This is a genomic window from Pseudomonas sp. AGC41 (assembly GCF_057334555.1).
Map to the genome: position 1 here is coordinate 12272 of NZ_JBHFJB010000044.1, position 21001 is coordinate 33272.

A 21001-nucleotide genomic window follows, 5' to 3' on the forward strand; every position below is an offset into this window, starting at 1 on the left:
CCCCCACAGGGATCTGAAGTGGCCTCGGGATCTATGCTCGCCACACTTAACTTTGGGAGCGAGCTTGCTCGCGATGGGGCCGTCACATTCAACATCCCTGCTGACTGCTACACCGCAATCTCGAGCGGGCCTCCCACAGGATCTGTGAATTAGCGCCCGTGAACCGTCACGCGATTGCGTCCGGTCTTTTTCGAGGTGTACAACGCCTGGTCGGCCCTGGCGATCAGTTCGGCGTGGTCGTTGACGGGCTGGCTCAGGTCGGCCACGCCCAGGCTGACGGTGAAACTTATGTCCTGGCCGTTGTACTGCACCAGCGACTCTTCAACTGCCTTGCGCAGGCGCTCGGCGAAAATCTGCCCGCCGGCCGAGTCGGTGTCCGATAGCACCACGCCGAACTCTTCGCCGCCGTAACGCCCGGCGACGTCGGATTCGCGCACATGCTCGTGCAACAGTCGGGCGACTTGCTCGATGACTTTATCGCCGGCCTGGTGACCGTAGGTGTCGTTGACCCGCTTGAAGTGATCGATGTCGAGCATCACCAGGCTCAGCGCATTGCCGTAGCGTTGATGGCGGGCGTAGGCGGCTTTCAGGCTGGCTTCCCAATGACCGCGGTTGTACAGGCCGGTCAGGCGATCGGTGCTGGAGAGCAGTTGCAACTGTGCGTTGGCGGCCTGGATCTGATGGCGGTTGGTGGCGACGTCAGTGACGTCGTAGATCACCAGGCAGATGTGGTTGATCCGGTTGTCGGGCGAACGCAGCGGCAGCAGCGTGGTGTTCTGGTACATGAACTCTTCCTGGCCGGTGATCGGCTGGTAGCTCTTGAACCGCATCAGGTACGGGCGCTGCTCCCAGACCGTGAATGCCGGTGTGCCGAGGGTCGCGACGCTCTCGACCTTGCGGCTGAACCAGGGGCGATCGATTTCGGGAAACAGACTGAAGAAGTTGCGGTTCTGGGCATCCTTGGGCTGCACCCCGGAGCGGTTCTCCATGAAGGTGTTCCAGACCTGTACGCGGTATTCGCGGTCAAGTACCACCACGCCGACGTCGATGCTCTGAACGATCGCCAGCAACCAGTGGAATTCGTTCAGATCGATGGATTCGCTCATGGCTCAGTTCATCAGGTAGGCGAGTTTGTGGGTCAGCCGTTCGATAGAGTCTTCCGTGAACAGCAGCAACAGGTCGAAGCGGATATCCTGGCCTTCCAGGCCATAGCTGATTTCCACCGCCAGGGTTTTTTTCCAGTGGACGCGGTTGGCGCGGATCAATTCCTCGATTGCCGCATGCTGACCCAGGATCTGCGGATGCCCCTGGGAAAAAATCACGTCGATCTGTTCGGCGATGCTGCTCAGGCAAGCACCGATGAGGATGCTGGAAAGGTCCACCAGCATTTCCAGGTCCGAATAGTCGGCGCTCTCGCGCTGCATCAGTTGCCCGATGTCGGCGATCTCCGAGTCATGGAATATCAGCAGCGCTTCACCGGCGATGCCACTGCCGATAAAGCCCTGGCAGATGGCGGTGAGTTGCTGGGAGCTGCCGACGTCGTTCAGCGCCATGTGCAGTTCCCCGACTTCGAGGATGTTCACGTTCGGCACCGGCAATTGCACGAACACGCCCAGGACCTTGGCAATCAGTGCCGCGGCCTGGCCAATGGCAACGTTGACCGTTTCGCGGAACGCGTCCTGGAAACTGATGGCCGCGTTCGGTACCGATCGATCCTGCAACGGCGCCGTGCCGGGTTGAGACAGCAGACCCAGCCCGGAGAGTGTCCGGCGTAGCTCGATTTCGTCGAAAGGTTTCTTCAGGAACGCCAGTGCGCCCAGTTCATGCACCCGGCGTACCGCTTCTTCCTGGACGTCGCCGGAAATCACGATTACCTGCGCTTTCAAACCCTCGGCGCGCAAGGCACTCAGTACCTGGTAACCATCCATCTCCGGCATGGTCAGGTCGAGCAGGACCACGTGGCCAAGGCCCTGGCGTATGGCATCCATCGCCTGGCGACCGTTGACCGCCTCGGTGACCGAGACCGGCCAGTCTGGCGGCAGCGCACGCAACACCTGCTTGCGCGCCATGGTGGAGTCGTCGCACACAACCAGGGGAATCAGCGGCACAGGGGCACCCAACGAGACTCAACGGCGCGGATTCTTCGTACATCGATCATAGGCTACAGCGATCCTCTGATTCACGAATGGGGGGTATCCAGCACAACGTCCGGTGAGATGCTGTCCTTGAAAACTGGACCATTAAGTCAAGGACGTCAAATGCACTTCGTCATTTACCGCAATTGCGCCGGACTCACACCAAGGCGCTGCTTGAACGTCGTTGTCATGTGCGCTTGTGAGCTGAAACCGCAGGCGAGGGCAATTTCCGGCAGTGTGGCCGAGCAATCGCGTATCAGCGCCCGGGCCTTGGCGAGGCGCCGGTCGATGAGGTAGCCATGGGGGCTCTTGCCTGTCGCGGCCTTGAAGGCACGCATGAAGTAGCCCTCGGACAACCCCAGCAGCCGCGCCATCGCCGGTACGGCCAATGGCTGATCGAGGCCTGCGTCGATGAATTCATCCAGCAAGCGCATCCGGCTGTCGGTGATGGAACCTTGGGGCCTTGCCGACTTGGAGTTTTCCGCTGCCGCGCATTCGGCCATTGCCAGGGCCCAAGCCTCCCAATCGTCCTCGATCGAACCGTGCAGGAGCGCGCGACGCATGCGCTGCGCGAGCACAATGGCCCGAGGGTCGATGCGATTGTTGAAGGGGTGATCGCCCTCAAGCACGAACCCATCGGTGCGTATCAGGCGCAGGTATTCGCCGCCATGAGGTGACTGCGAATACACGTCGCACTGGGCCGGGACGAACGCCAGCCCGTTGGGCAGCGCATTGAAGGGCTGCACCCGGTCGCTGCCGATCGCATGCAAGCCGCGCTGGCTGTCGTACGCAAAACCGATCGCCGACTGGCTCGCGATGTAGCGCGCTGCATAGGCGCAGGCGGGGAGCAATTCGATCGCCCACGGCCCTACCTCGATGCGACGGGTCGATTCAGTCTTGTGCGGCGGCTGTGGGCGGTTGCGATGGCTCATGGTGTTCATAGTAGTGAAGCGGCGCCGGAAAAGTCAGGTCGGTTTTTTGAAAGCCGGGGCTCGGCGCCCCTGGCTAGACTGGGCGAAATTTCAGGAGGCCATTCTTATGTACACACTGACGCTCGACGAGATTGAACAAGCGGCTCGGCAGGTCTACCAGGTCATGCCCGCCACCGCCCAGTACGCCTGGCCCTTGTTGGCGCATCGGCTGGGATGCACGGTGTGGGTCAAGCACGAAAACCATACCCCCACCGGGGCTTTCAAAGTGCGTGGCGGCATCACCTTCATGCATTGGCTCAAGCGTGAGCACCCGCAAGCAAAGGGGATCGTCACCGCCACCCGTGGCAACCACGGACAGAGCCTGGCGTTGTCGGCCAGCGCCTCGGGCCTGAAGGCGTTGATTGTCGTGCCGGAGGGTAACTCGATCGAAAAGAACAACGCCATGCGCGGCTTCGGCGGCGAAGTGATCGAATACGGCCGCGATTTCGATGAGGCCCGGGAGGAGGCGGCACGCCTGGCGCAAGCGTACGGGCTGTTTCTCGTGCCGCCGTTTCATACCGAGCTGGTCAAGGGCGTCGCCACCTATGCCCTTGAGCTGTTCACTGCCGTCCCCGACCTCGACACCGTCTACGTACCCATCGGCTGTGGCTCGGGAATTTGCGCAGTGATTGCCGCGCGCGATGCCCTGGGCTTGCAGACCCGGATCGTGGGGGTGGTCTCCACCGAGGCAACGGCTGCAAAAATGTCATTTGAAACCGGAAAAATCTGCGAAACCGCTTCGGCCAACACCTTCGCCGACGGCCTTGCCGTGCGCAGGCCGATTCCCGAAGCCTTGGCCATCTACGGCGCCGCGGCGGCGCGGATCGTGGCGGTCAGCGACCAGGAGATTGCCGAGGCCATGCGCGTCTATTACACCGACACCCATAACCTCGCCGAAGGTGCCGGCGCCGCGGCTCTGGCAGGGTTGATCCAGGAGCGTAGGCTGATGGAAGACAAGAACGTTGGGGTGGTACTGTCAGGGGGTAATGTCGACAGGGCGGTGTATGCCGATGTGATTGGCTGACAGCCAAAGGATGGCCGGCTCGAAGGGGGGCGTTTGTGACTACATTCCGGATAGGTCATGAGTTGTCAGCGACCTTTCGGGTGCGTAAGCTGCCTCCATGAACCAGCCATCCTCTGCATCACCCAGCGCCCGCGGCCCCGTCGATCACGATATTCGCGATCAGATTGTCGCGGCCGCCAATGAACACTTCAGCCAGTACGGTTATGGCAAGACCACGGTGTCCGACCTGGCCAAGGCCATCGGTTTTTCCAAGGCGTACATCTACAAATTCTTCGATTCCAAGCAGGCGATCGGCGAGGCTATCTGCGCCAATTGCCTATCGAAAATCGTTGCGGCCGTCGAAGACGCCATCCAGGAAGAAGGGCTGTCGGCGACGAAGCGTTTTCGTCGGCTGGTCAAGACCGTGATCGCGACGGGCGTGGACCTGTTCTTCAATGAACGCAAGCTCTACGACATCGCCGCGTTCTCGGCCTCGGAGCGCTGGCCCAGTTCACAAATCTACAACGAGCAGATCAAGCGCTTCGTGCTCCAGATCGTTCGGGAAGGTCGTGAGCTCGGCGAGTTTGAGCGCAAGACGCCGCTGGACGAAACCGTCGAAGCCATTCACCTGGCGCTGCGGCCGTTCGTCAATCCGTTGCTGCTGCAGTACAACCTCGATTTTGTCGAGGAAGCGCCCACGCTCACTTCCAATCTGATCCTGCGCAGTCTTATGCCCTGAGCTAGAGGTTCACAGAACAAGGGCTGCTGCGCAGCCCAGCGGGAGCAAGCTCCCTCGCCACGGGGGTGGTGAACACCGCAAGTGAATAGTCTTACCTGATATCGCCGATTAGTGACCCTTTCAAGGAGTGATCACCGGGTTGCCACGGGCGCTTCCCCAGGCGGTTGCCAGCCTCCGCCGAGTGCCCGAAAGGCCGCGACTGCCGCCCGTGCCGATTCCGTTCGCGCCTGCGCTCGGGTGTCGGACGTGCGCAGCAGCGTCTCGTCGGCATTGAGCACATCGATCAGGCTGGCCGTACCTTTGCGGTAGGCGAAGAATGTCGATTGACGAGCCTGGGTCAGCGACGTTTCCCCTTGAGCAAGCGTCGTCGCCTGGGCTTCGCGGTTCACCAGGGCGCTGAGCGCGTTTTCAACCTCTTCGGTAGCGCGCAACACCGACTGGCGATAAGCCGCCAGCGCTTCGGCTTCCTGGCCCTTGGCCTGTTCGATCTGCGTGTTGATGCGGGCGAAATCGAAGAGCCTCCAGCGCAGCCCCAGCACACCCGCCGACTGGCTGGCCCCGCCGCTGAAAAGATTGCCGCCGGACACCGCCGTGGCACTGCCGAGCAAGGCGCTGAGGGAGAATTTCGGATAATACTCGGCGACGGCCTCGCCGATGCGTGCGTTGGAGGCCGCCAGGCGGCGCTCGGCGACGATGAGGTCAGGTCGACGTCGAAGCAGGTCCGCAGGGGTTCCTGTCGTCGCCATCGGTGGGGCGAGAGGAATATCGCGCACCTGAGCCAATTGCGGGCGATGGGTGCCAGGCGGCGTGCCGAGCATCACATCCAGCGCATTCATGGCCGCATCCAACCCGGCCTGCAAGACCGGCACGGTGGCCTGCACCTCTGACAATTGCCCCTCGGTCTGGCGGACCTGATAGTTGGCGGCCAGGCCTTTGCTGTAGAGCAATTGGACTTTTTCCAGCAGGTCCTGCTGCGTCCTGACCTGGCGGTTCGCGATGTCCAGCCGGGTCTGTAAACCCCGCACGGTGATGTAGGCGTCGGCGACCTGCGCGGCAACGGCCAGGCGCGTGGCGACGGCACCGGCCTCCGACGCCTGGTATTCGGCCAACGCCGCCTCGCGCCCGCGGCGCAGGCCGCCAAAGGCGTCTATTTCCCAGCTGGCACCGAGGTTCAGCGCGTAAAAATTGCCGTATCGGTCGTAGCCGGGCGTCGAGTCCAGCACCTGGCCGAGCGGGGTCTCGACCGATTGGTATGAGCGCGCGGCCTGGCCACTGATGTTGCCCGAGGGCAGCAAAGCGGCGTTGGCCGCGCCCAGGCCAGCCCGTGCCTGGGTGACGCGCGCCGACGCCTGCGCCAGGTCCAGGTTCCGTTCCAGGGCTTGTTGGATGAAGGCCGTGAGGGTGGGATCACCGAAGCCTTCCCACCAGTTGACCAGCAGGGTCGGTGCGGCCGTGGAGCGCTGTTCGACCGCAGGCTGGCCCAGGTACCGGCTCGAAAGCGGCGCGGCGGCACGTTGGTAATCCGGGCCGACCGCGCAACCTGCCATGAGGCTGGCACTCACCAGAAGAGCAATGGGGCGCAGGGGAGGCATCGTATTTCCTTGAAAGGAGATTATTTGTGACCATACTAATTATTGGTCACTTAAAGTCAAATCATCTTATTCGTTACGGGTTCATCTCGTCGTTGAAGTCATTATGTCTAGAGCTCAAAAGATGGGCGTCGCGTCAAACGGATGTTTTTGTGACGATTGACAGAAATGGTCACAAGCATTGAGAATGCACCTTCCATCCTAGCGTTCAAGTAAGGGACCCTATGCTCCGGCGCCGACCTGTCACCATTGCCGCTTGCTTGTTGCCGCTCGTCCTGACGGCGTGCGGCGAGTCCTCCGCCCCCAAGGATCCGCGCACGCTGGCGCCGTTGGTGCGGGTGTCCGAGGTATCGGCGGCGTCCGATACCTCGCGCGCCTTCACCGGCGTGGTGACCGCCCGCGTCCAGAGCGATTTGGGTTTCCGGGTCTCGGGCAAGGTGCTCGAGCGTCTGGTCGACACTGGGCAGACCGTCAAGCGGGGCCAACCACTCATGCGCCTCGATCCCATCGACCTGGGCTTGCAGGCACGCGCGCAGCAGGAAGCCGTCGCCGCGGCACGGGCCCGGGCCAGGCAGACCGCGGATGACGAGGCGCGGTATCGCGACCTGGTGGCCGCGGGCGCTGTTTCCGCCTCGGGCTACGATCAGATCAAGGCCGCCGCCGACACCGCGAAAGCGCAACTCAGCGCCGCCCAGGCGCAGGCTGACGTAGCGCGCAATGCCTCCGGTTATGCCGTGCTGCTGGCCGACGCCGATGGCGTGGTGATGGAGACCCTGGCCGAGCCCGGGCAAGTCGTCACCCCTGGCCAAATCGTCGTGCGACTGGCGCGTGCAGGCCAGCGCGAAGCCGCTGTGCAGTTGCCCGAGACCCTGCGGCCCGCCCCCGGCGCAACCGCGCAGGCGACGCTTTATGGCAACGCCGCCGCGACGGTAAACGCCAAGCTCAGGTGGCTGTCGGATTCCGCCGATCGGGTCACACGCACCTTCGAGGCGCGTTATGTGTTGGAGGGCGCGCTGGCCAATGCCCCGCTGGGTTCGACGGTGACGCTGCGGATCAGTCCGGGCAACCGGTTGGGGCAGGCGCTGCAAGTGCCGATCGCCGCGCTGCACGACTCGGGCAAAGGCGCCGGCGTCTGGGTGATCGCCGGTGAACCGGCAAAAGTGTCCTGGCGTCCGGTCCAGCTACTGGGCCTGAGCGACGACACTGCGCAAGTCTCGGGCGAGCTGAACGTCGGCGAGCGGATCGTCGCGCTTGGCGCCCATCTGCTACGCGATGGCGAAGAGGTGAGGCTGGCTCAACCGGGCGATGTGCGGGTTGCGGAGAATCGCCCATGAGCTTCAATCTCTCGGCGCTCGCCGTTCGCGAGCGCTCGGTCACCGTATTCCTGTTGTTCCTGATTGCTGTCGCGGGTGTCCTGGCGTTCTTTCAGCTGGGCCGCGCGGAAGATCCGCCGTTCACGGTCAAGCAACTCACGGTCATCACCGCCTGGCCGGGGGCGACGGCCCAGGAGATGCAGGACCAGGTCGCCGAGCCACTGGAAAAACGCCTGCAGGAATTGAAGTGGTACGACCGCACGGAAACCTATACCCGTCCCGGGCTCGCGTTCACCATGGTGTCGCTGGTCGACCGCACGCCGCCGTCCCAGGTCCAGGAGGAGTTCTACCAGGCGCGCAAGAAGCTCGCCGACGAAGCCATTAAGCTGCCGGCTGGCGTCATCGGGCCGATGGTCAACGACGAGTTTTCCGACGTGACCTTTGCGCTGTTCGCCCTGAAAGCCAAAGGCGAGCCGCAGCGATTGCTGGTGCGTGACGCCGAGGCGTTGCGCCAACGGCTGCTGCACGTGCCGGGGGTAAAAAAGGTCAACATCATTGGCGAGCAGGCCGAACGGATTTTCGTGTCCTTTTCCCATGATCGGCTGGCGACCCTGGGGGTTTCGCCGCAGGCAATCTTTGCCGCCCTCAACGGCCAGAACATGCTCACGCCAGCGGGGTCGATCGAAACCGTCGGGCCGCAGGTCTTCCTGCGCCTGGACGGCGCTTTCGACAAGTTGCAGAAGATTCGCGATACACCGGTGGTGGTACAAGGTCGCTCGCTGAAGCTGTCGGACGTGGCGACGGTCGAGCGCGGCTACGAAGACCCGGCCACATTCCTGGTGCGCAACGGCGGCGAAGAGGCGCTGTTGCTGGGCGTGATCATGCGCGAGGGCTGGAACGGCCTCGACCTGGGCAAAGCGCTGGATGTGGAAACCAGCAATATCAATGCGGGCATGCCACTGGGCATGACGCTGACCAAGGTCACCGACCAATCGGTGAACATCGACTCGGCCGTCGGCGAGTTCATGGTCAAGTTCTTCGTCGCGCTGCTGGTGGTGATGCTGGTCTGCTTCCTGAGCATGGGCTGGCGCGTCGGGGTGGTGGTCGCGGCAGCGGTGCCGCTGACCCTGGCGGTGGTGTTCGTGGTCATGGCCGCCACCGGCAAGAACTTCGACCGCATTACCTTGGGGTCGCTGATCCTGGCGCTCGGGCTGCTGGTGGACGACGCCATCATCGCCATCGAAATGATGGTGGTGAAGATGGAGGAGGGCTACGACCGGATCAAGGCCTCCGCCTATGCCTGGAGCCACACGGCCGCGCCGATGCTTTCCGGCACCCTGGTGACCGCCATCGGCTTCATGCCCAATGGCTTCGCCCAATCGACCGCCGGCGAGTACACCAGCAACATGTTCTGGATCGTTGGCATTGCGCTGATCGCTTCCTGGGTGGTCGCGGTGGCGTTCACGCCGTATCTGGGTGTCAAGCTGTTGCCCGACATCAAGCAGGTCGAGGGTGGTCACGCGGCCATCTACAACACCCGCCATTACAACCGCTTCCGCCAGATACTGACCCGCGTCATCGCACGCAAGTGGTGGGTGGCCGGGACGGTGATCGCAACGTTCTTCGTGGCGATTCTGGGCATGGGCCTGGTGAAGAAGCAGTTCTTCCCGACCTCGGACCGACCAGAGGTGCTGGTGGAAGTGCAGATGCCTTATGGCACCTCCATCGAGCAGACCAGCGTCACCACCGCCGAGGTCGAAGCCTGGTTGCAACAGCAGGAGGAGGCGAAGATCGTCACCGCCTATATCGGTCAAGGCGCGCCGCGTTTCTACCTGGCGATGGCGCCGGAACTCCCCGACCCGTCCTTCGCCAAGATCGTGGTCCTGACCGACAGCCAGGAGGCGCGCGAAGCCCTCAAGTTCCGTCTGCGTGAAGCGGTTGCCGGAGGGCTTGCACCGGAGGCGCGAGTGCGGGTGACCCAACTGGTGTTCGGCCCGTATTCGCCGTTTCCCGTGGCCTATCGGGTGATGGGGCCGGATCCGGCGAAACTGCGCGAGATCGCCAGCCAGGTCGAGGGCATCATGCAGGCGAGTCCGCTGATGAGGACCGTCAACACCGATTGGGGGCCGCTGGTGCCGACCCTGCATTTCAACCTCGACCAGGACCGCTTGCAGGCGGTGGGGCTGACGTCCAGCGCGGTCGCGCAACAGCTGCAATTTCTGCTCACGGGCGTGCCGATCACGGCGGTCCGCGAGGACATCCGCTCGGTGCAGGTGGTCGGCCGCGCTGCCGGCGATATCCGCCTCGACCCGGCAAAAATAGACGGCTTTACCCTGGTGGGCGCGACGGGCCAGCGGATTCCGCTGTCCCAGGTGGGCGAAGTCGATGTGCGCATGGAGGACCCGATCCTGCGCCGACGTGATCGCACGCCGACCATGACCGTGCGCGGCGACATCGCCGAAGGCCTGCAACCTCCGGATGTCTCCAGCGCAATCATCAAGCAGCTGCAACCGCTGATCGACAGATTGCCCAGCGGCTACCGGATCGAGCAGGCGGGCGCCATCGAGGAGTCGGGCAAGGCCGGCAAGGCCATCGTGCCGCTGGTGCCGATCATGGTCGCCATGACGCTGCTGATCATCATCCTGCAAGTGCGTTCGGTCTCGGCGATGATCATGGTCTTCCTTACCGCGCCGCTGGGCTTGATTGGCGTGGTGCCGACGCTGCTGATGTTCAATCAGCCGTTCGGCATCAACGCGCTGGTCGGGCTGATCGCGCTGTCGGGCATCCTGATGCGCAATACGCTGATCCTCATCGGGCAGATCCATCACAATGCCAATGAAGGCCTCGATCCGTTCCACGCGGTGATCGAAGCCACGGTGCAGCGAGCCAGGCCGGTGCTGCTCACAGCGCTGGCGGCGATCCTGGCGTTCATTCCGCTGACCCATTCGGTGTTCTGGGGCACGCTGGCCTACACGCTGATCGGCGGTACGTTTGTCGGCACCATCATGACGCTGGTATTCCTGCCGGCGATGTATTCCATCTGGTTCAAGATCCGTCCCGAGACGAAGAGGGCAGCATGAAAAATAACCAAGGTCTGAAACGAATCGTCGTCACCGGTGTGGGCATGGTCGGGCCGCTGGGTTGTGCCGTGGAAGAGGTGTGGCAGCGGTTGTTGGCCGGGCATTCCGGCAATCGCAACCTGTCCGCCGACGTCACCGAAGGCACCGGCGTCGCGGTGGGTGGGCAGGTGCCGACCCTTGAAGAGGATGGCATTGCCGGCTACGACCCGGAGCGCCTCATCGCGCCCAAGGATCGCAAGAAGATGGACCGCTTCATCGAGTTCGCCCTGGTGGCGGCTCACGAAGCCCTGGAGCAGGCCGGCTGGCATCCCGTCGAGGCCATCGATCAGGAGCGGACCGCCACGATCATTTCCTCGGGCGTGGGTGGTTTCGCCACGATTGCCGATGCCGTGCGCACCACGGACAGTCGTGGCCCGCGTCGTCTGTCGCCGTTCACCGCGCCGGCTTTCCTGGCCAACATGGCGGCCGGACAGGTGTCTATCCGGCATGGGTTCAAAGGGCCGCTGGGCGCGCCCGTCACGGCTTGCGCCGCTGGCGTACAGGCCATCGGCGATGCGGCCCGGCTGATCAGGAGTGGCGAGGCGGACATCGCCATCTGCGGCGGCACCGAGGCGGCGATAGACCGCGTGACCCTGGGCTGTTTTGCGGCGGCTCGCGCACTGTCCACCGGCTTTGCCGAACGCCCGCAAGAGGCCTCGCGGCCGTTTGATCGTGATCGCGACGGTTTTGTCATGGCCGAAGGCGCCGGGTTACTGGTGATCGAATCGCTGGAACACGCCCTGGCACGTGGCGCCAAGCCCCTGGCCGAGCTGGTAGGTTATGGCACCAGCGCCGACGCCTATCACCTGACCGCAGGGCCGGAGGACGGCAACGGTGCTCGCCGCGCCATGGAGCAAGCCTTGCGCCAGGCCGGTATCAGCCCCGCCGAGGTGCAGCACATCAACGCTCATGCGACCTCCACCCAGGTTGGCGACGCGGGTGAGCTGGCAGCGATTCGCGCGGTGTTCGGCGTGGATTCCGCGGTGGCCATCACCTCGACAAAATCCGCCACCGGGCATCTGTTGGGCGCCGCCGGAGGCATCGAAGCCATCTTCACCGTGCTCGCGCTTCGTGACCAGATCGTGCCGCCGACGCTGAATCTGCTTCATCCGGATGAGGCGGCCAGCGGGCTCGATCTGGTTGGCCTGAAGTCGCGGAAGATGCCGATCACCCATGCCCTGTCGAATGGGTTCGGCTTTGGTGGCGTCAACGCCAGCGTGCTGTTCCGTCGCTGGGAAGACTGACGTCGGCTCAGCGGCGCAAGAAGAACAGCAGCAGCGCGATCAGGCAGGTCAACGCCTGGATCGCGCCCAGCGTGGTGATGGGCGAAAAGCTCAATACGGAGGCCAGCCAGGTAGTCAGCGCCGCCGCGCCCATGGACAGGAATCCCAGCAACGCCGAGGCCATGCCGGCCTCCTTGCCGAAAGGCCCCATGGTAATAGCGGTGCCCAGCGGGTTCGCCAGGCCCATGCCCCAGAGAAACGTCACCATCGAGACGGCATACCAGCCGAGGCCTGGATCAGCCGGCCCGACCACGAGCAGGGCGCCGCCGAGCATGGCGCAGGCAATGCCCAGCAGCGCAATATCCCTTGGGCCGTAGCGGTGGGCCAGGCGCGGTGCGGCCATGCCGGCGGCGAACACGACGAACACCGTCGAAGCGAAATACAGGCCGGCCTGCACCGAGGTCAGGCCGATGCCTTTCATCAGGATCGCCGGGGCAGCGGCGAAAGAAGCGAACAAGCCGCTCAGCAGCATGCTCATCGACAGGGCGGGGAGGATAAAGCGCCTGTCCGCCATCAGCCTTGCGTAAGCGCGCACGACGCTGCCGGTGGAATGCGGTGCCCGGCGATCGGCGGGATGGGTTTCACCGAGGTCGCGGACGTAGAAGAAGGCGAGTACGACTGCCGCCAATCCAACCAGGATAAACATCGCGCGCCACCCGAGCGTGACGGACAGCACGCTGCCCACCAACGGCGAGAAACCTGGCGCGGCGGCGGTGGCGACCATCGTCAACGACAGGGCGCGGGCCAATGTCTCGCCTTCGAACAGATCCCGAGCGATGGCGCGCGACAGCACCGAGGCAGCGCACACACCCAATGCCTGGGCGATGCGTCCGGCGATCATGACATCGAGCGTGGTGGCGAGCCCGGCGATGACGGTCCCGACCATGAACACCGACAATCCGCCCAGCACCAGCTTCTTGCGCCCATAACGATCGGCCAGCGGCCCGACCACCAACTGGCCCAGGGCAAAGGTGACGAAGTAGCTGGAGAGTGTCAGGCCCAGTTCGCGGGCGGTCACGCCCAACTCATCGCCAATGACCGGGAACGCGGGGAGGATGATGTTGGTGGAGAGCATGCCGATCGCCGCGAGGCCTGCGAGCAGGGCGACGATTCGGCCGGTGAGGGCTGGACGCGATGTCTCTGGCTGCGCTTGCGCAATCGCTGATGCACTTCCAGTTTCCATGGATCAACCCTCCTGGCCGGTTTTGTCTGGCTTATGATGATCGTAATATGACGATCGACATCTGATGCGTCAAGTCAAAAGAGGATTCAGAGGGACGGGGGCGATGAAGGGGATTCGAGCGGGCTTGAAAAGGTTTTTGTTCAGCGCGAAATGACTCGGTCGGCGCTTGTCGGCGCCGACCGAGTGGGGTTTTACCAGCGGAAGTTGACGGAGGTCACCAGCTCGCGCTCGTCGCCGTAGCGGCAGATGGCTGCTTCGCAGTAAACGTATTTCTTGTTTGTCACGTTGTTCGCATTGAGGGAGACGTCCCAGTTCTTGTCGATCTGGTAGCTGGCCATGGCATCGAACAGGGTGTAGGCGGGCAGTTGTGAATCGATGCCCGACGCCTGGGTGGTGCCTTTGTAGCGCGCGCCGCCGCCCACCTTCAGCTGTGGCACGCCGAAGAGCGCGAAGTTGTAATCAGCCCACAGCGCGGCTTGGTGGTAAGGCGTATCTTCGCTGCGCTGGCCGACTTCGCTCTGGACTACGCTTTTGGTGATGCGTGAGTCGGTGTAGGCATACGTCGCGATGACTGTCAGCTGAGGCGTGACGTCGCTCTTGGCTTCCAGTTCCAGGCCGCGGGAGCGCTGTTCGCCGATCTGCTGGGGATTGTTGCCAGCCAGGTCGCGCTTGACGACGTTTTCCTGGGTCAGTTCATAAACCGCTGCGCTCAACAGCGTGTTGCTGCCCGGAGGCTGGTAGCGGATACCGACTTCGTACTGCTTGCCTTCGGTCGGCTCGAACGTCTGGCCGGGTGCATCGGCCACCGCCACCGGGAAGAACGATTCGCTGTAGCTGATGTATGGGGCCAGACCGTTGTCGGCCTCGTAAACCAAACCGGCGCGCCAGGTGGTGGATTCGTCATCCTGGCTCAGCTTCTGGCCGGTGGCGAAGCCTTCCTGGTCCTGGTCGGCCCAGTCATGGCGACCGCCCAACAGCAGCAGCCAGTGATCGTCGAACTTGATCTGGTCTTGCAGGTAGATGCCGGTCTGGAAGGTATCGATCTGTGAACCGCGGTCGCGGTTCCGGCTCTTGTCTACAACAACTGGCTGGCCGTAGTTGTAGTCACCGATATTGATCGATGTCGAGTTGGCGCGGAAATTGTGCGAGTCATACGACGCATCATAGGTATCCGCACCCACCAGGAAGGTGTTTTCAATACCGCCAATGTTCCAGCGCGTCTCGATGTTGGTGTCGCTGGCCAGTGCCCGTGAACGCTCGCGCCGGTCACTGTACTGACGACGAAGGACGCCAGTATTGGCTGCTCCGTTGATGGCTGCCGTGCTGGTCTGTGCCTGCATGTATTTCCACTTCACATCCGCTTCGTAGTAACGGAGTTTGTTGCTGATACGGGTGTGCTCATCGAAGCGGTGTTCGAACTCATAACCGATGGCGGACATCTCGCCATTCATGTCGTCGTAATCGGGCTCGCCGATGAAATCGTGGCGGCCGATGGTGACCGGCCCGTTGCCCACGCCCTTGACCAATTGATAGGGCAGCGGGGCGGAGAAACGGGTGTCGCTCTTCTGATAGAACGAGAGCAGGGTCAGCGACGTGTCTTCATTGGGGCGCCAGGTCAGGGCTGGGGCGATGTAGAGCTTGTCGTCATTGATGTAGTCCTGCTGGGTGTCGCTGTCGCGCTTGAGCATGGTCAAGCGGTAGCTGAGGACGTCGCTGTCGCCGAGCGGCCCGCTGAAGTCGGCGGTCAGTTGCTTGCGATCATGGTTGCCGTATTGCATCCCCAGCTCGTGCTGTGGGGTTTCGGTCGGGCGCTTGCTCACGCCGTTGACGAAGCCCCCAGGCGACAGTTGGCCGTACAACACCGAAGCCGCGCCGCGCACGACCTCCACGCGTTCCAGACCATAGGGTTCCTGCACACCGTCGTAAGAGTTGTACTGCAAGCGCATGCCATCACGTAGCGAACCGCCGGTGGCGGATTCGACGTCGAATCCGCGCATGCGGAACCGGTCGGAGGTGCGGTTGAAGCTGCTTGGCTGGCTGGTGAAACCCGGGGTATAGCTCAGAGCATCGGCCAGAGTGTCGGACTTGCGATCACGCATTTCATCGGCGGTCACCACGGATACCGATTGCGGCGTTTCGGTGATGGCTGCGTTGGATTTGGTGGCGCTGCCGTTGCGCAGGGCGACCTTGCCGACCACCGGCGCCGTCGGGTTCTCCACCGCGGCGGCGTTGATATTGATCTCGCCGAGTTGAAGAGGGGCCTTGTCGGCCGCCTGTTCTTGAGCGGCCATCGCCTGTGCTGAAAAAATGCTCCCCAAAGCCAATGCCAGCGTGCTCAGGTGAAACGCAGGATGACGCGAGACGTAACATTTTTCGGTGCCAACTATTGTTTTTCTGACGAGCATCGAGGAAGTCCTTGGGGTTGTTTTTGTCTTCGCAGGCCTGCTGTCCCGGTCCAGCGGCATCGGGCAGACAAACGAGGTTAGTGTCTACTGGCCATAATCTGACTGTGAATGATAAGGGTTTGCATTAATATTGTCAGGCTTGTAGCGAAATTATTTTGGTTTCGACATATTCTGTGCCCCACTTTTTTGACCCTTGGTGGGTTTCCCGGTGTTGTCAGGGGGAAATGATCCGGGGGGATCTGTACGATGGACGAAACGATCAGGCCCTCTAGGGCGTTGGAGGGACGGTCATGCTAAAAGCCAGCAACGTGCGGCTGAGCTATGGCGAGCAACAGATTCTCAACGGTGTCAGCCTGGATATTCCCGAAGGTTGCTTCACCGCGTTGATCGGGGCCAACGGCTGCGGCAAGACCACGCTGCTTAATGTACTGGCGCATATGTTGCGGCCGAGCGCGGGTGACGTGCACCTGGGCGGAAAATCGTTGGGACAGTACTCACGCCGCGCATTGGCGCAACGAATGGCGCTGTTACCCCAGCGCACTACGTCGCCGGCCGGCATGAGCGTGCGGGAGCTGGTGATGCAGGGGCGCTTCCCCTGGCAGAGCTGGTGGCGCCAATGGTCCGACCAGGACCAGCAGGCGATTGACCGTGCCATTGACCTGGCGGGTATCGGGCCTTTGCTGGATCGCTCGCTGGCGACCTTGTCGGGCGGGCAATTGCAGCGTTGCTGGATTGCCATGACGCTGGCCCAGGACACTCCGGTGATCCTGCTGGACGAGCCGACGACCTTTCTCGACATCGCGCACCAGATCACGCTGCTCGAATTGCTGGTGGATCTGCGTGAGCAAGGCAAGACCATCGTGGCGGTGCTGCACGATCTGAACCAGGCCGCGCGTTATGCCGATCACCTGGTGATGATGCGCGAAGGACGCTTGCTGGCCCAGGGCGCGCCCGCCGAAGTCTTCACCCGGGAAAATCTCAAGGCGGTCTTTGACTTGGACGCGCACATCATCACCGACCCTTATTCCGGCGATCCGCTGTGCGTCCCGCAAACCACTCGTAGCCAGCCGTCGGCTGTGCGGGAGGCGATGTGAGTCACGGTTTGCGCTTGCCGGTGTGGCTCGGCCTGCTGATTGCCATTGCCTTGGCCGCGCTGCTGCATCTGGCGGTTGGCGCCAAGAGCATCCCCTGGAACGAGGCCTGGCAGGCCTTGGTCGCCTATTCGCCAGACAGCCCCGACCAGAGCGTCATTCGTGGCAGCCGCCTGCCGCGCCTGCTGGTGGCCATGCTGGTGGGCGCGAGTCTCGGCCTGGCCGGCGCGATCATGCAGGCGGTGGGCGACAACCCATTGGCCGACCCGGGGATTCTCGGCATCAACAGCGGCGCGGCATTGTTCGTCGTGTTCGGCTTGCTGGTGCTGCCAGGCCACGACCTGTCGATGATCCCGCTGTTTGCTTTCAGCGGCGCCCTGGTCGCCGCCGTTGGTGTTCTGCTGCTGGCGGGCAGGGGCCACAACCCGATTCGACTGACGTTGTCCGGGGCGATGATCGCGGCGTTGTTCAGTGCGATCACTTCGATTTTACTGTTGCTCGATCAGCAGGGGCTGGACAGCCTGCGGCGCTGGCTCACCGGCTCGATCGGGGTGACCGGAGGCTCGATGCAGGCGTGGGTCTGGCCGTATGCCGTGTTGGGCATGTTCCTCTGCCTGGTCAACGTCCGCGCGCTGAACGCGCATCGGTTGGGGCCGCAAGCCGCCGCCGGCATGGGCGTCAACCTGTTGAAGATGCGCCTGTTCGGCCTGGCTTCGGTGGTGCTGCTGTCAGGTTGCGCCGTGGCCCTGGCCGGGCCGATCGGTTTTGTCGGGCTGGTGGTGCCTCACGCCGCGCGCCTGTTGTTCGGCGATGACTACCGTCGGTTGCTGCTGGCCGCGCCCTTGCTTGGCGCGCTGCTGCTGATCCTGGCGGACATCGCCGCCAGGACCGTGGTGCGTCCCTTCGAACTCAATACCGGGATCGTCACGGCGCTGATCGGCGGGCCGATCTTCGTGGTACTGGTGTTGAGGAAAGTCCGATGATGCGCTTGGGGCTGACCCTGCCCAGAATGCTGCCGTTGCTGCCCTGGGTGGCCCGGCCGATCGACCTGATTTCGGTGCTGGTGTTGCTGCTCGCCTTGGTTGCGTTGGCCCTGTACGCACTGACCGTCGGCAGCTACTCGCTGGATGTTGCCCAAGCCTGGCAAGCGCTGTCAGCCCCTGACCAGGCCAACTCGACGACGCGCAATCTGCTCTGGGAGTTGCGCCTGCCGCGGGTCTTGCTGGCGATCCTCGCCGGCATGGCGATGTCGCTGGCCGGCCTGTTGATGCAATCGTTGACCCGAAATCCCCTGGCGGCGCCGGGCCTGGTGGGTGTGGAGTCGGGCGCCAGCGTCACCATGTTGCTGATCATTGTGCTCTGGCCCACGCTGCTGCCGTTGGAGCTGTATCCGTTGGCGGCCCTGGCCGGCGGGCTGGCTGTGGCGTTCTTCGTCGCGTTGCTGTCGTGGCGTCAGGGCATCTCGCCGCTGCGCTTGATCCTCGTCGGCGTCGGGCTGACCGCCATGCTCAGTGCGGTTGCCGACCTGCTCATCACTTACGGCAATATCGACCAGGTCGAGTCAGCCTTGATGTGGCTGGGCGGCAGCTTGCATCGGGCCGGCTGGGCTCAGGTTCAGAGCCTCGCCGTCTGGTTGCTGCTGGCGGGGGCGCCGTTGCTGTTCTTCCATCGCCAGTTGAACCTGTTGCAGTTGGGTGAAAAGGTCGCCCTCAGTCGTGGCCTGAATGTGACGGGGGTCATGGCTTTCCTGCTGCTTTGCAGCGTCATGCTGACGGCGGCAGCGGTGGCGAATGTCGGCACCATGACCTTTGTCGGCCTGGTGGCCCCGCACTTGGCGCGCCAACTGGCGGGTGATCGCCACGGCGCCCTGATGCCTTTATCCGCGTTGATGGGGGCGCTGCTGGTGCTGGCGGGCGACACACTGGGGCGGGGGCTTTTCCCACCGTTGCAATTACCGGCGGGGCTGGTGGTCGCAATCATCGGAGCGCCATATCTGATCGTCTTGTTGGCGCGTCAACGCAGTCGCTGAGAACACCGCGACGTTCATATTGAAGTTATCTGGAGGCAAGCGCGTGCGGGGAAGGGTGAAGGGAATATTCCAAGGGTTGCTCGGCATGCTGTGCGTGTCGTTGGCATTGCTGTCGATGCCTGCTGGCGCGGCGGAAACCAAGGTGTTCGAGAACAGTTTCGGCCGGGTTGAAGTGCCCGTTTCACCGCGTTGCATCGTGTCTTTGCATGATTTCAGCCTGACCACGCAACTGCTGGAGTTGGGTATCAAGCCCTGCGGCTCGACGGGACGGAAAAAACTGTTTTCGGATGTGCTGTTTCGCGGCGCGCAGGAGCGCTTCGATGTGACGGGCATTCAATACATCGGCTCGCACCAGTCGCCTGACCTGGAAGCCATTGCTGCCTTGAAGCCAGACTTGATCATCGGCCTGTCCTATCATGCCGACCTCAAGGACAAGCTCAGCAAGATTGCCCCGGTCGTTCTGTTGCCGTCGCGAGAGAGCGATATCAAGACCTACGCCAAGGAACTCGCCGAACTGGTCGGCAAGCAACAGCGCTATGAAGAGATGCTCCGCGAATACCAATGGGTGGTCAGCGAGTTCAAGAAACGGGTCAAGGACCCTGCGCGCATCACGGTTACCACTCTGGAAGTCTATACCGATGGTTTCCAGTTGATCGGCCGTGGCGGGATGGATGACGTTATCGCTGATTTCGGCCTGGGGCGTGTCGCCGCGTATCGCGAGGCGCGCCAGAATGTGCCCTACAGTCTGGAGCGAATCGGTGACTTCGACAGTGATTTCATTATCGACACCTATGAGCAGCTGCTCGACTCGGAAACCAGCACGGCCGCGTTCCGCCAGTCCCCTCAATGGCGGAACCTGTTCGCCGTTAAGAACCGTCAGTTTCTCTACCTGAACCGCAGTCGTTATGCCGATACGATGCAAGGCCTGCTGGGGTCCGCTTATCTGCTGATGTCCCATATCGCTGAGCGTGAGAGTGTGCTCCAAGGCAAGTGAATCGTGCTGGCTGTCATACTATCGTCATTAATGACAATCATTCTCTATTGCGGTTGTTACTCGTTTGTATTAGTTTGTGCTCTCGAAAAAAACACGCATCGGAATGGCGAGGGATCACGAAAATGGAAACTGGTTTGGCGCGTGCACAGGTTCAATCCACGGAAGGCGTACCGGGCAACGAGCTGACCTTGCCGTTCATTTTCGAAGCACCAGCCACGGGTGCTCGCTGGCAGGATAGCCGAGCGCAGATCCTGCAGGCAGTCGAGGCCGAGTTGCCACGTGTCGGCGGCATCCTGTTCCGCGGGTTTGCCTTCAACGGGGAGGCCGATTTCGAGGAGTTTGCCCGCGGTTTCGGGCATGAGCTGCTGAGCTACGACTACGCCTCCACGCCGCGCACCAAGCTCAACAATCGCGTATACACCTCCACCGAATACCCGGCCCACCAGGTCATCCCGCTGCACAACGAGCAGTCCTATTCGCTTAATTGGCCGATGAAAATCTGGTTCCACTGCATACAGGCTTCTGCTGTAGGCGGTGAAACCCCGATTGCCGATAGCCGCAAGGTCTACCAACAGCTCGATCCGGCGATCCGCCAGCGCTTCGCCGAGAAACGCCTGATGTACGTGCGCAACTACGGCAACGGCCTCGACTTGCCCTGGCAGCAGGCGTTCAGCACTGAAGATCGCTCACAGGTCGAACAATTCTGTCGCGCCAATCACATCCAGTTCCAATGGAAGGATGACGGCGAGCTGTCCACGCGTCAGGTCTGCCAGGCCGTGGCCCAGCACCCGGTGACCGGGGAGTGGGTTTGGTTCAATCAGGCGCATCTGTTTCATATCTCCAATCTCGCTGCACCGGTACGTGAGACGCTGATCTCCATCGTCGGCGAAGAAGGTGTACCGCGTAACGTCTTCTACGGCGACGGTTCACCCATCGAGCTGGAAGCCCTTGAGCATGTACGTGGCGTTTTGCAGTGCTGCCAGGTGCGTTTTCCCTGGCGGGCAGGTGACGTGCTGATGCTCGACAACATGCTGGTCGCCCACGGACGCTCGACATTCCAGGGCGCGCGCAAGGTCGTGGTCGCCATGGCCGAGCCTGCTCCGGCGGGTTGAGCCCGACGCTCTTGCATTAAGCCGCCGCATTGGGT

At 62.7% G+C, this 21001-nt stretch carries 16 protein-coding genes; 10 read left to right on the plus strand and 6 right to left on the minus strand.

Annotation, left to right across the window (positions count from 1 at the left end; translation table 11 throughout):
• Nucleotides 1-149: 149 nt before the first annotated feature.
• The 3 genes from ACE04F_RS08520 to ACE04F_RS08530 form a co-directional block, all read right to left on the minus strand.
• The gene (locus ACE04F_RS08520) at nucleotides 150-1106 is read right to left on the minus strand and encodes a sensor domain-containing diguanylate cyclase (protein ID WP_486105843.1); all 957 of its coding nucleotides are present in this window, start codon (nucleotides 1104-1106) and stop codon (nucleotides 150-152) included.
• Between the two features lie 3 nt (nucleotides 1107-1109).
• A complete protein-coding gene (locus tag ACE04F_RS08525; protein WP_486105845.1) occupies nucleotides 1110-2108 on the minus strand; it encodes a response regulator in 999 nt (332 codons plus the stop codon).
• Between the two features lie 164 nt (nucleotides 2109-2272).
• On the minus strand, nucleotides 2273-3067 hold the full coding sequence (locus ACE04F_RS08530; protein ID WP_486105847.1) for a helix-turn-helix transcriptional regulator: 795 nt from the start codon (nucleotides 3065-3067) through the stop codon (nucleotides 2273-2275).
• A gap of 106 nt (nucleotides 3068-3173) precedes the next feature.
• Between ACE04F_RS08530 and ACE04F_RS08535 the strand changes: the two genes are divergently transcribed.
• The gene (locus ACE04F_RS08535; protein WP_486105849.1) at nucleotides 3174-4130 is read left to right on the plus strand and encodes a threonine dehydratase; all 957 of its coding nucleotides are present in this window, start codon (nucleotides 3174-3176) and stop codon (nucleotides 4128-4130) included.
• 97 nt (nucleotides 4131-4227) lie between these two features.
• Nucleotides 4228-4848: a TetR/AcrR family transcriptional regulator gene (locus ACE04F_RS08540; RefSeq protein ID WP_486105851.1), complete on the plus strand. Its 621-nt coding sequence runs from the start codon at nucleotides 4228-4230 to the stop codon at nucleotides 4846-4848.
• Nucleotides 4849-4979: 131 nt separating this feature from the next.
• Here ACE04F_RS08540 and ACE04F_RS08545 read toward each other — a convergent pair whose 3' ends face one another.
• On the minus strand, nucleotides 4980-6440 hold the full coding sequence (locus tag ACE04F_RS08545; RefSeq protein ID WP_486105853.1) for an efflux transporter outer membrane subunit: 1461 nt from the start codon (nucleotides 6438-6440) through the stop codon (nucleotides 4980-4982).
• A 221-nt stretch (nucleotides 6441-6661) separates the two neighbouring features.
• Between ACE04F_RS08545 and ACE04F_RS08550 the strand changes: the two genes are divergently transcribed.
• Genes ACE04F_RS08550 through fabF form a run of 3 tightly spaced genes read left to right on the plus strand, consistent with a single transcriptional unit; the run spans nucleotide 6662 to nucleotide 12113 of the window.
• Nucleotides 6662-7771: an efflux RND transporter periplasmic adaptor subunit gene (locus ACE04F_RS08550; protein WP_486105855.1), complete on the plus strand. Its 1110-nt coding sequence runs from the start codon at nucleotides 6662-6664 to the stop codon at nucleotides 7769-7771.
• The gene (locus ACE04F_RS08555; RefSeq protein ID WP_486105857.1) at nucleotides 7768-10830 is read left to right on the plus strand and encodes an efflux RND transporter permease subunit; all 3063 of its coding nucleotides are present in this window, start codon (nucleotides 7768-7770) and stop codon (nucleotides 10828-10830) included. Before ACE04F_RS08550 ends, ACE04F_RS08555 begins: the two co-directional genes overlap by 4 nt.
• Nucleotides 10827-12113, plus strand: coding sequence for a beta-ketoacyl-ACP synthase II (gene fabF, locus ACE04F_RS08560; RefSeq protein ID WP_486105859.1), 1287 nt, complete (start codon nucleotides 10827-10829; stop codon nucleotides 12111-12113). Before ACE04F_RS08555 ends, fabF begins: the two co-directional genes overlap by 4 nt.
• Nucleotides 12114-12120: 7 nt before the next feature.
• Here fabF and ACE04F_RS08565 read toward each other — a convergent pair whose 3' ends face one another.
• Both ACE04F_RS08565 and ACE04F_RS08570 read right to left on the minus strand, forming a co-directional pair.
• On the minus strand, nucleotides 12121-13335 hold the full coding sequence (locus ACE04F_RS08565; protein WP_486105861.1) for a multidrug effflux MFS transporter: 1215 nt from the start codon (nucleotides 13333-13335) through the stop codon (nucleotides 12121-12123).
• Nucleotides 13336-13526: 191 nt separating this feature from the next.
• Nucleotides 13527-15626: a TonB-dependent siderophore receptor gene (locus ACE04F_RS08570; protein ID WP_486105863.1), complete on the minus strand. Its 2100-nt coding sequence runs from the start codon at nucleotides 15624-15626 to the stop codon at nucleotides 13527-13529.
• A 404-nt stretch (nucleotides 15627-16030) separates the two neighbouring features.
• Here ACE04F_RS08570 and ACE04F_RS08575 point away from each other — a divergent pair, with 404 nt between their 5' ends.
• The 5 genes from ACE04F_RS08575 to ACE04F_RS08595 all read left to right on the plus strand — a co-directional run bounded on the left by ACE04F_RS08575 (nucleotide 16031) and on the right by ACE04F_RS08595 (nucleotide 20966).
• A complete protein-coding gene (locus tag ACE04F_RS08575) occupies nucleotides 16031-16834 on the plus strand; it encodes an ABC transporter ATP-binding protein (protein WP_434604609.1) in 804 nt (267 codons plus the stop codon).
• On the plus strand, nucleotides 16831-17814 hold the full coding sequence (locus ACE04F_RS08580; RefSeq protein WP_486105866.1) for a FecCD family ABC transporter permease: 984 nt from the start codon (nucleotides 16831-16833) through the stop codon (nucleotides 17812-17814). The genes ACE04F_RS08575 and ACE04F_RS08580 overlap by 4 nt, the downstream gene beginning before the upstream one ends.
• Nucleotides 17811-18860 carry a FecCD family ABC transporter permease gene (locus ACE04F_RS08585; protein WP_486105867.1) on the plus strand — a complete coding sequence of 350 codons (1050 nt, stop codon included), beginning with the start codon at nucleotides 17811-17813 and terminating at the stop codon, nucleotides 18858-18860. Before ACE04F_RS08580 ends, ACE04F_RS08585 begins: the two co-directional genes overlap by 4 nt.
• A 43-nt stretch (nucleotides 18861-18903) precedes the next feature.
• Nucleotides 18904-19854, plus strand: a complete 951-nt coding sequence (locus ACE04F_RS08590) for an ABC transporter substrate-binding protein (RefSeq protein ID WP_486105869.1) — start codon at nucleotides 18904-18906, stop codon at nucleotides 19852-19854.
• A gap of 122 nt (nucleotides 19855-19976) precedes the next feature.
• The gene (locus ACE04F_RS08595) at nucleotides 19977-20966 is read left to right on the plus strand and encodes a TauD/TfdA family dioxygenase (protein WP_486105871.1); all 990 of its coding nucleotides are present in this window, start codon (nucleotides 19977-19979) and stop codon (nucleotides 20964-20966) included.
• The last annotated feature ends 35 nt before the right edge of the window (nucleotides 20967-21001 follow it).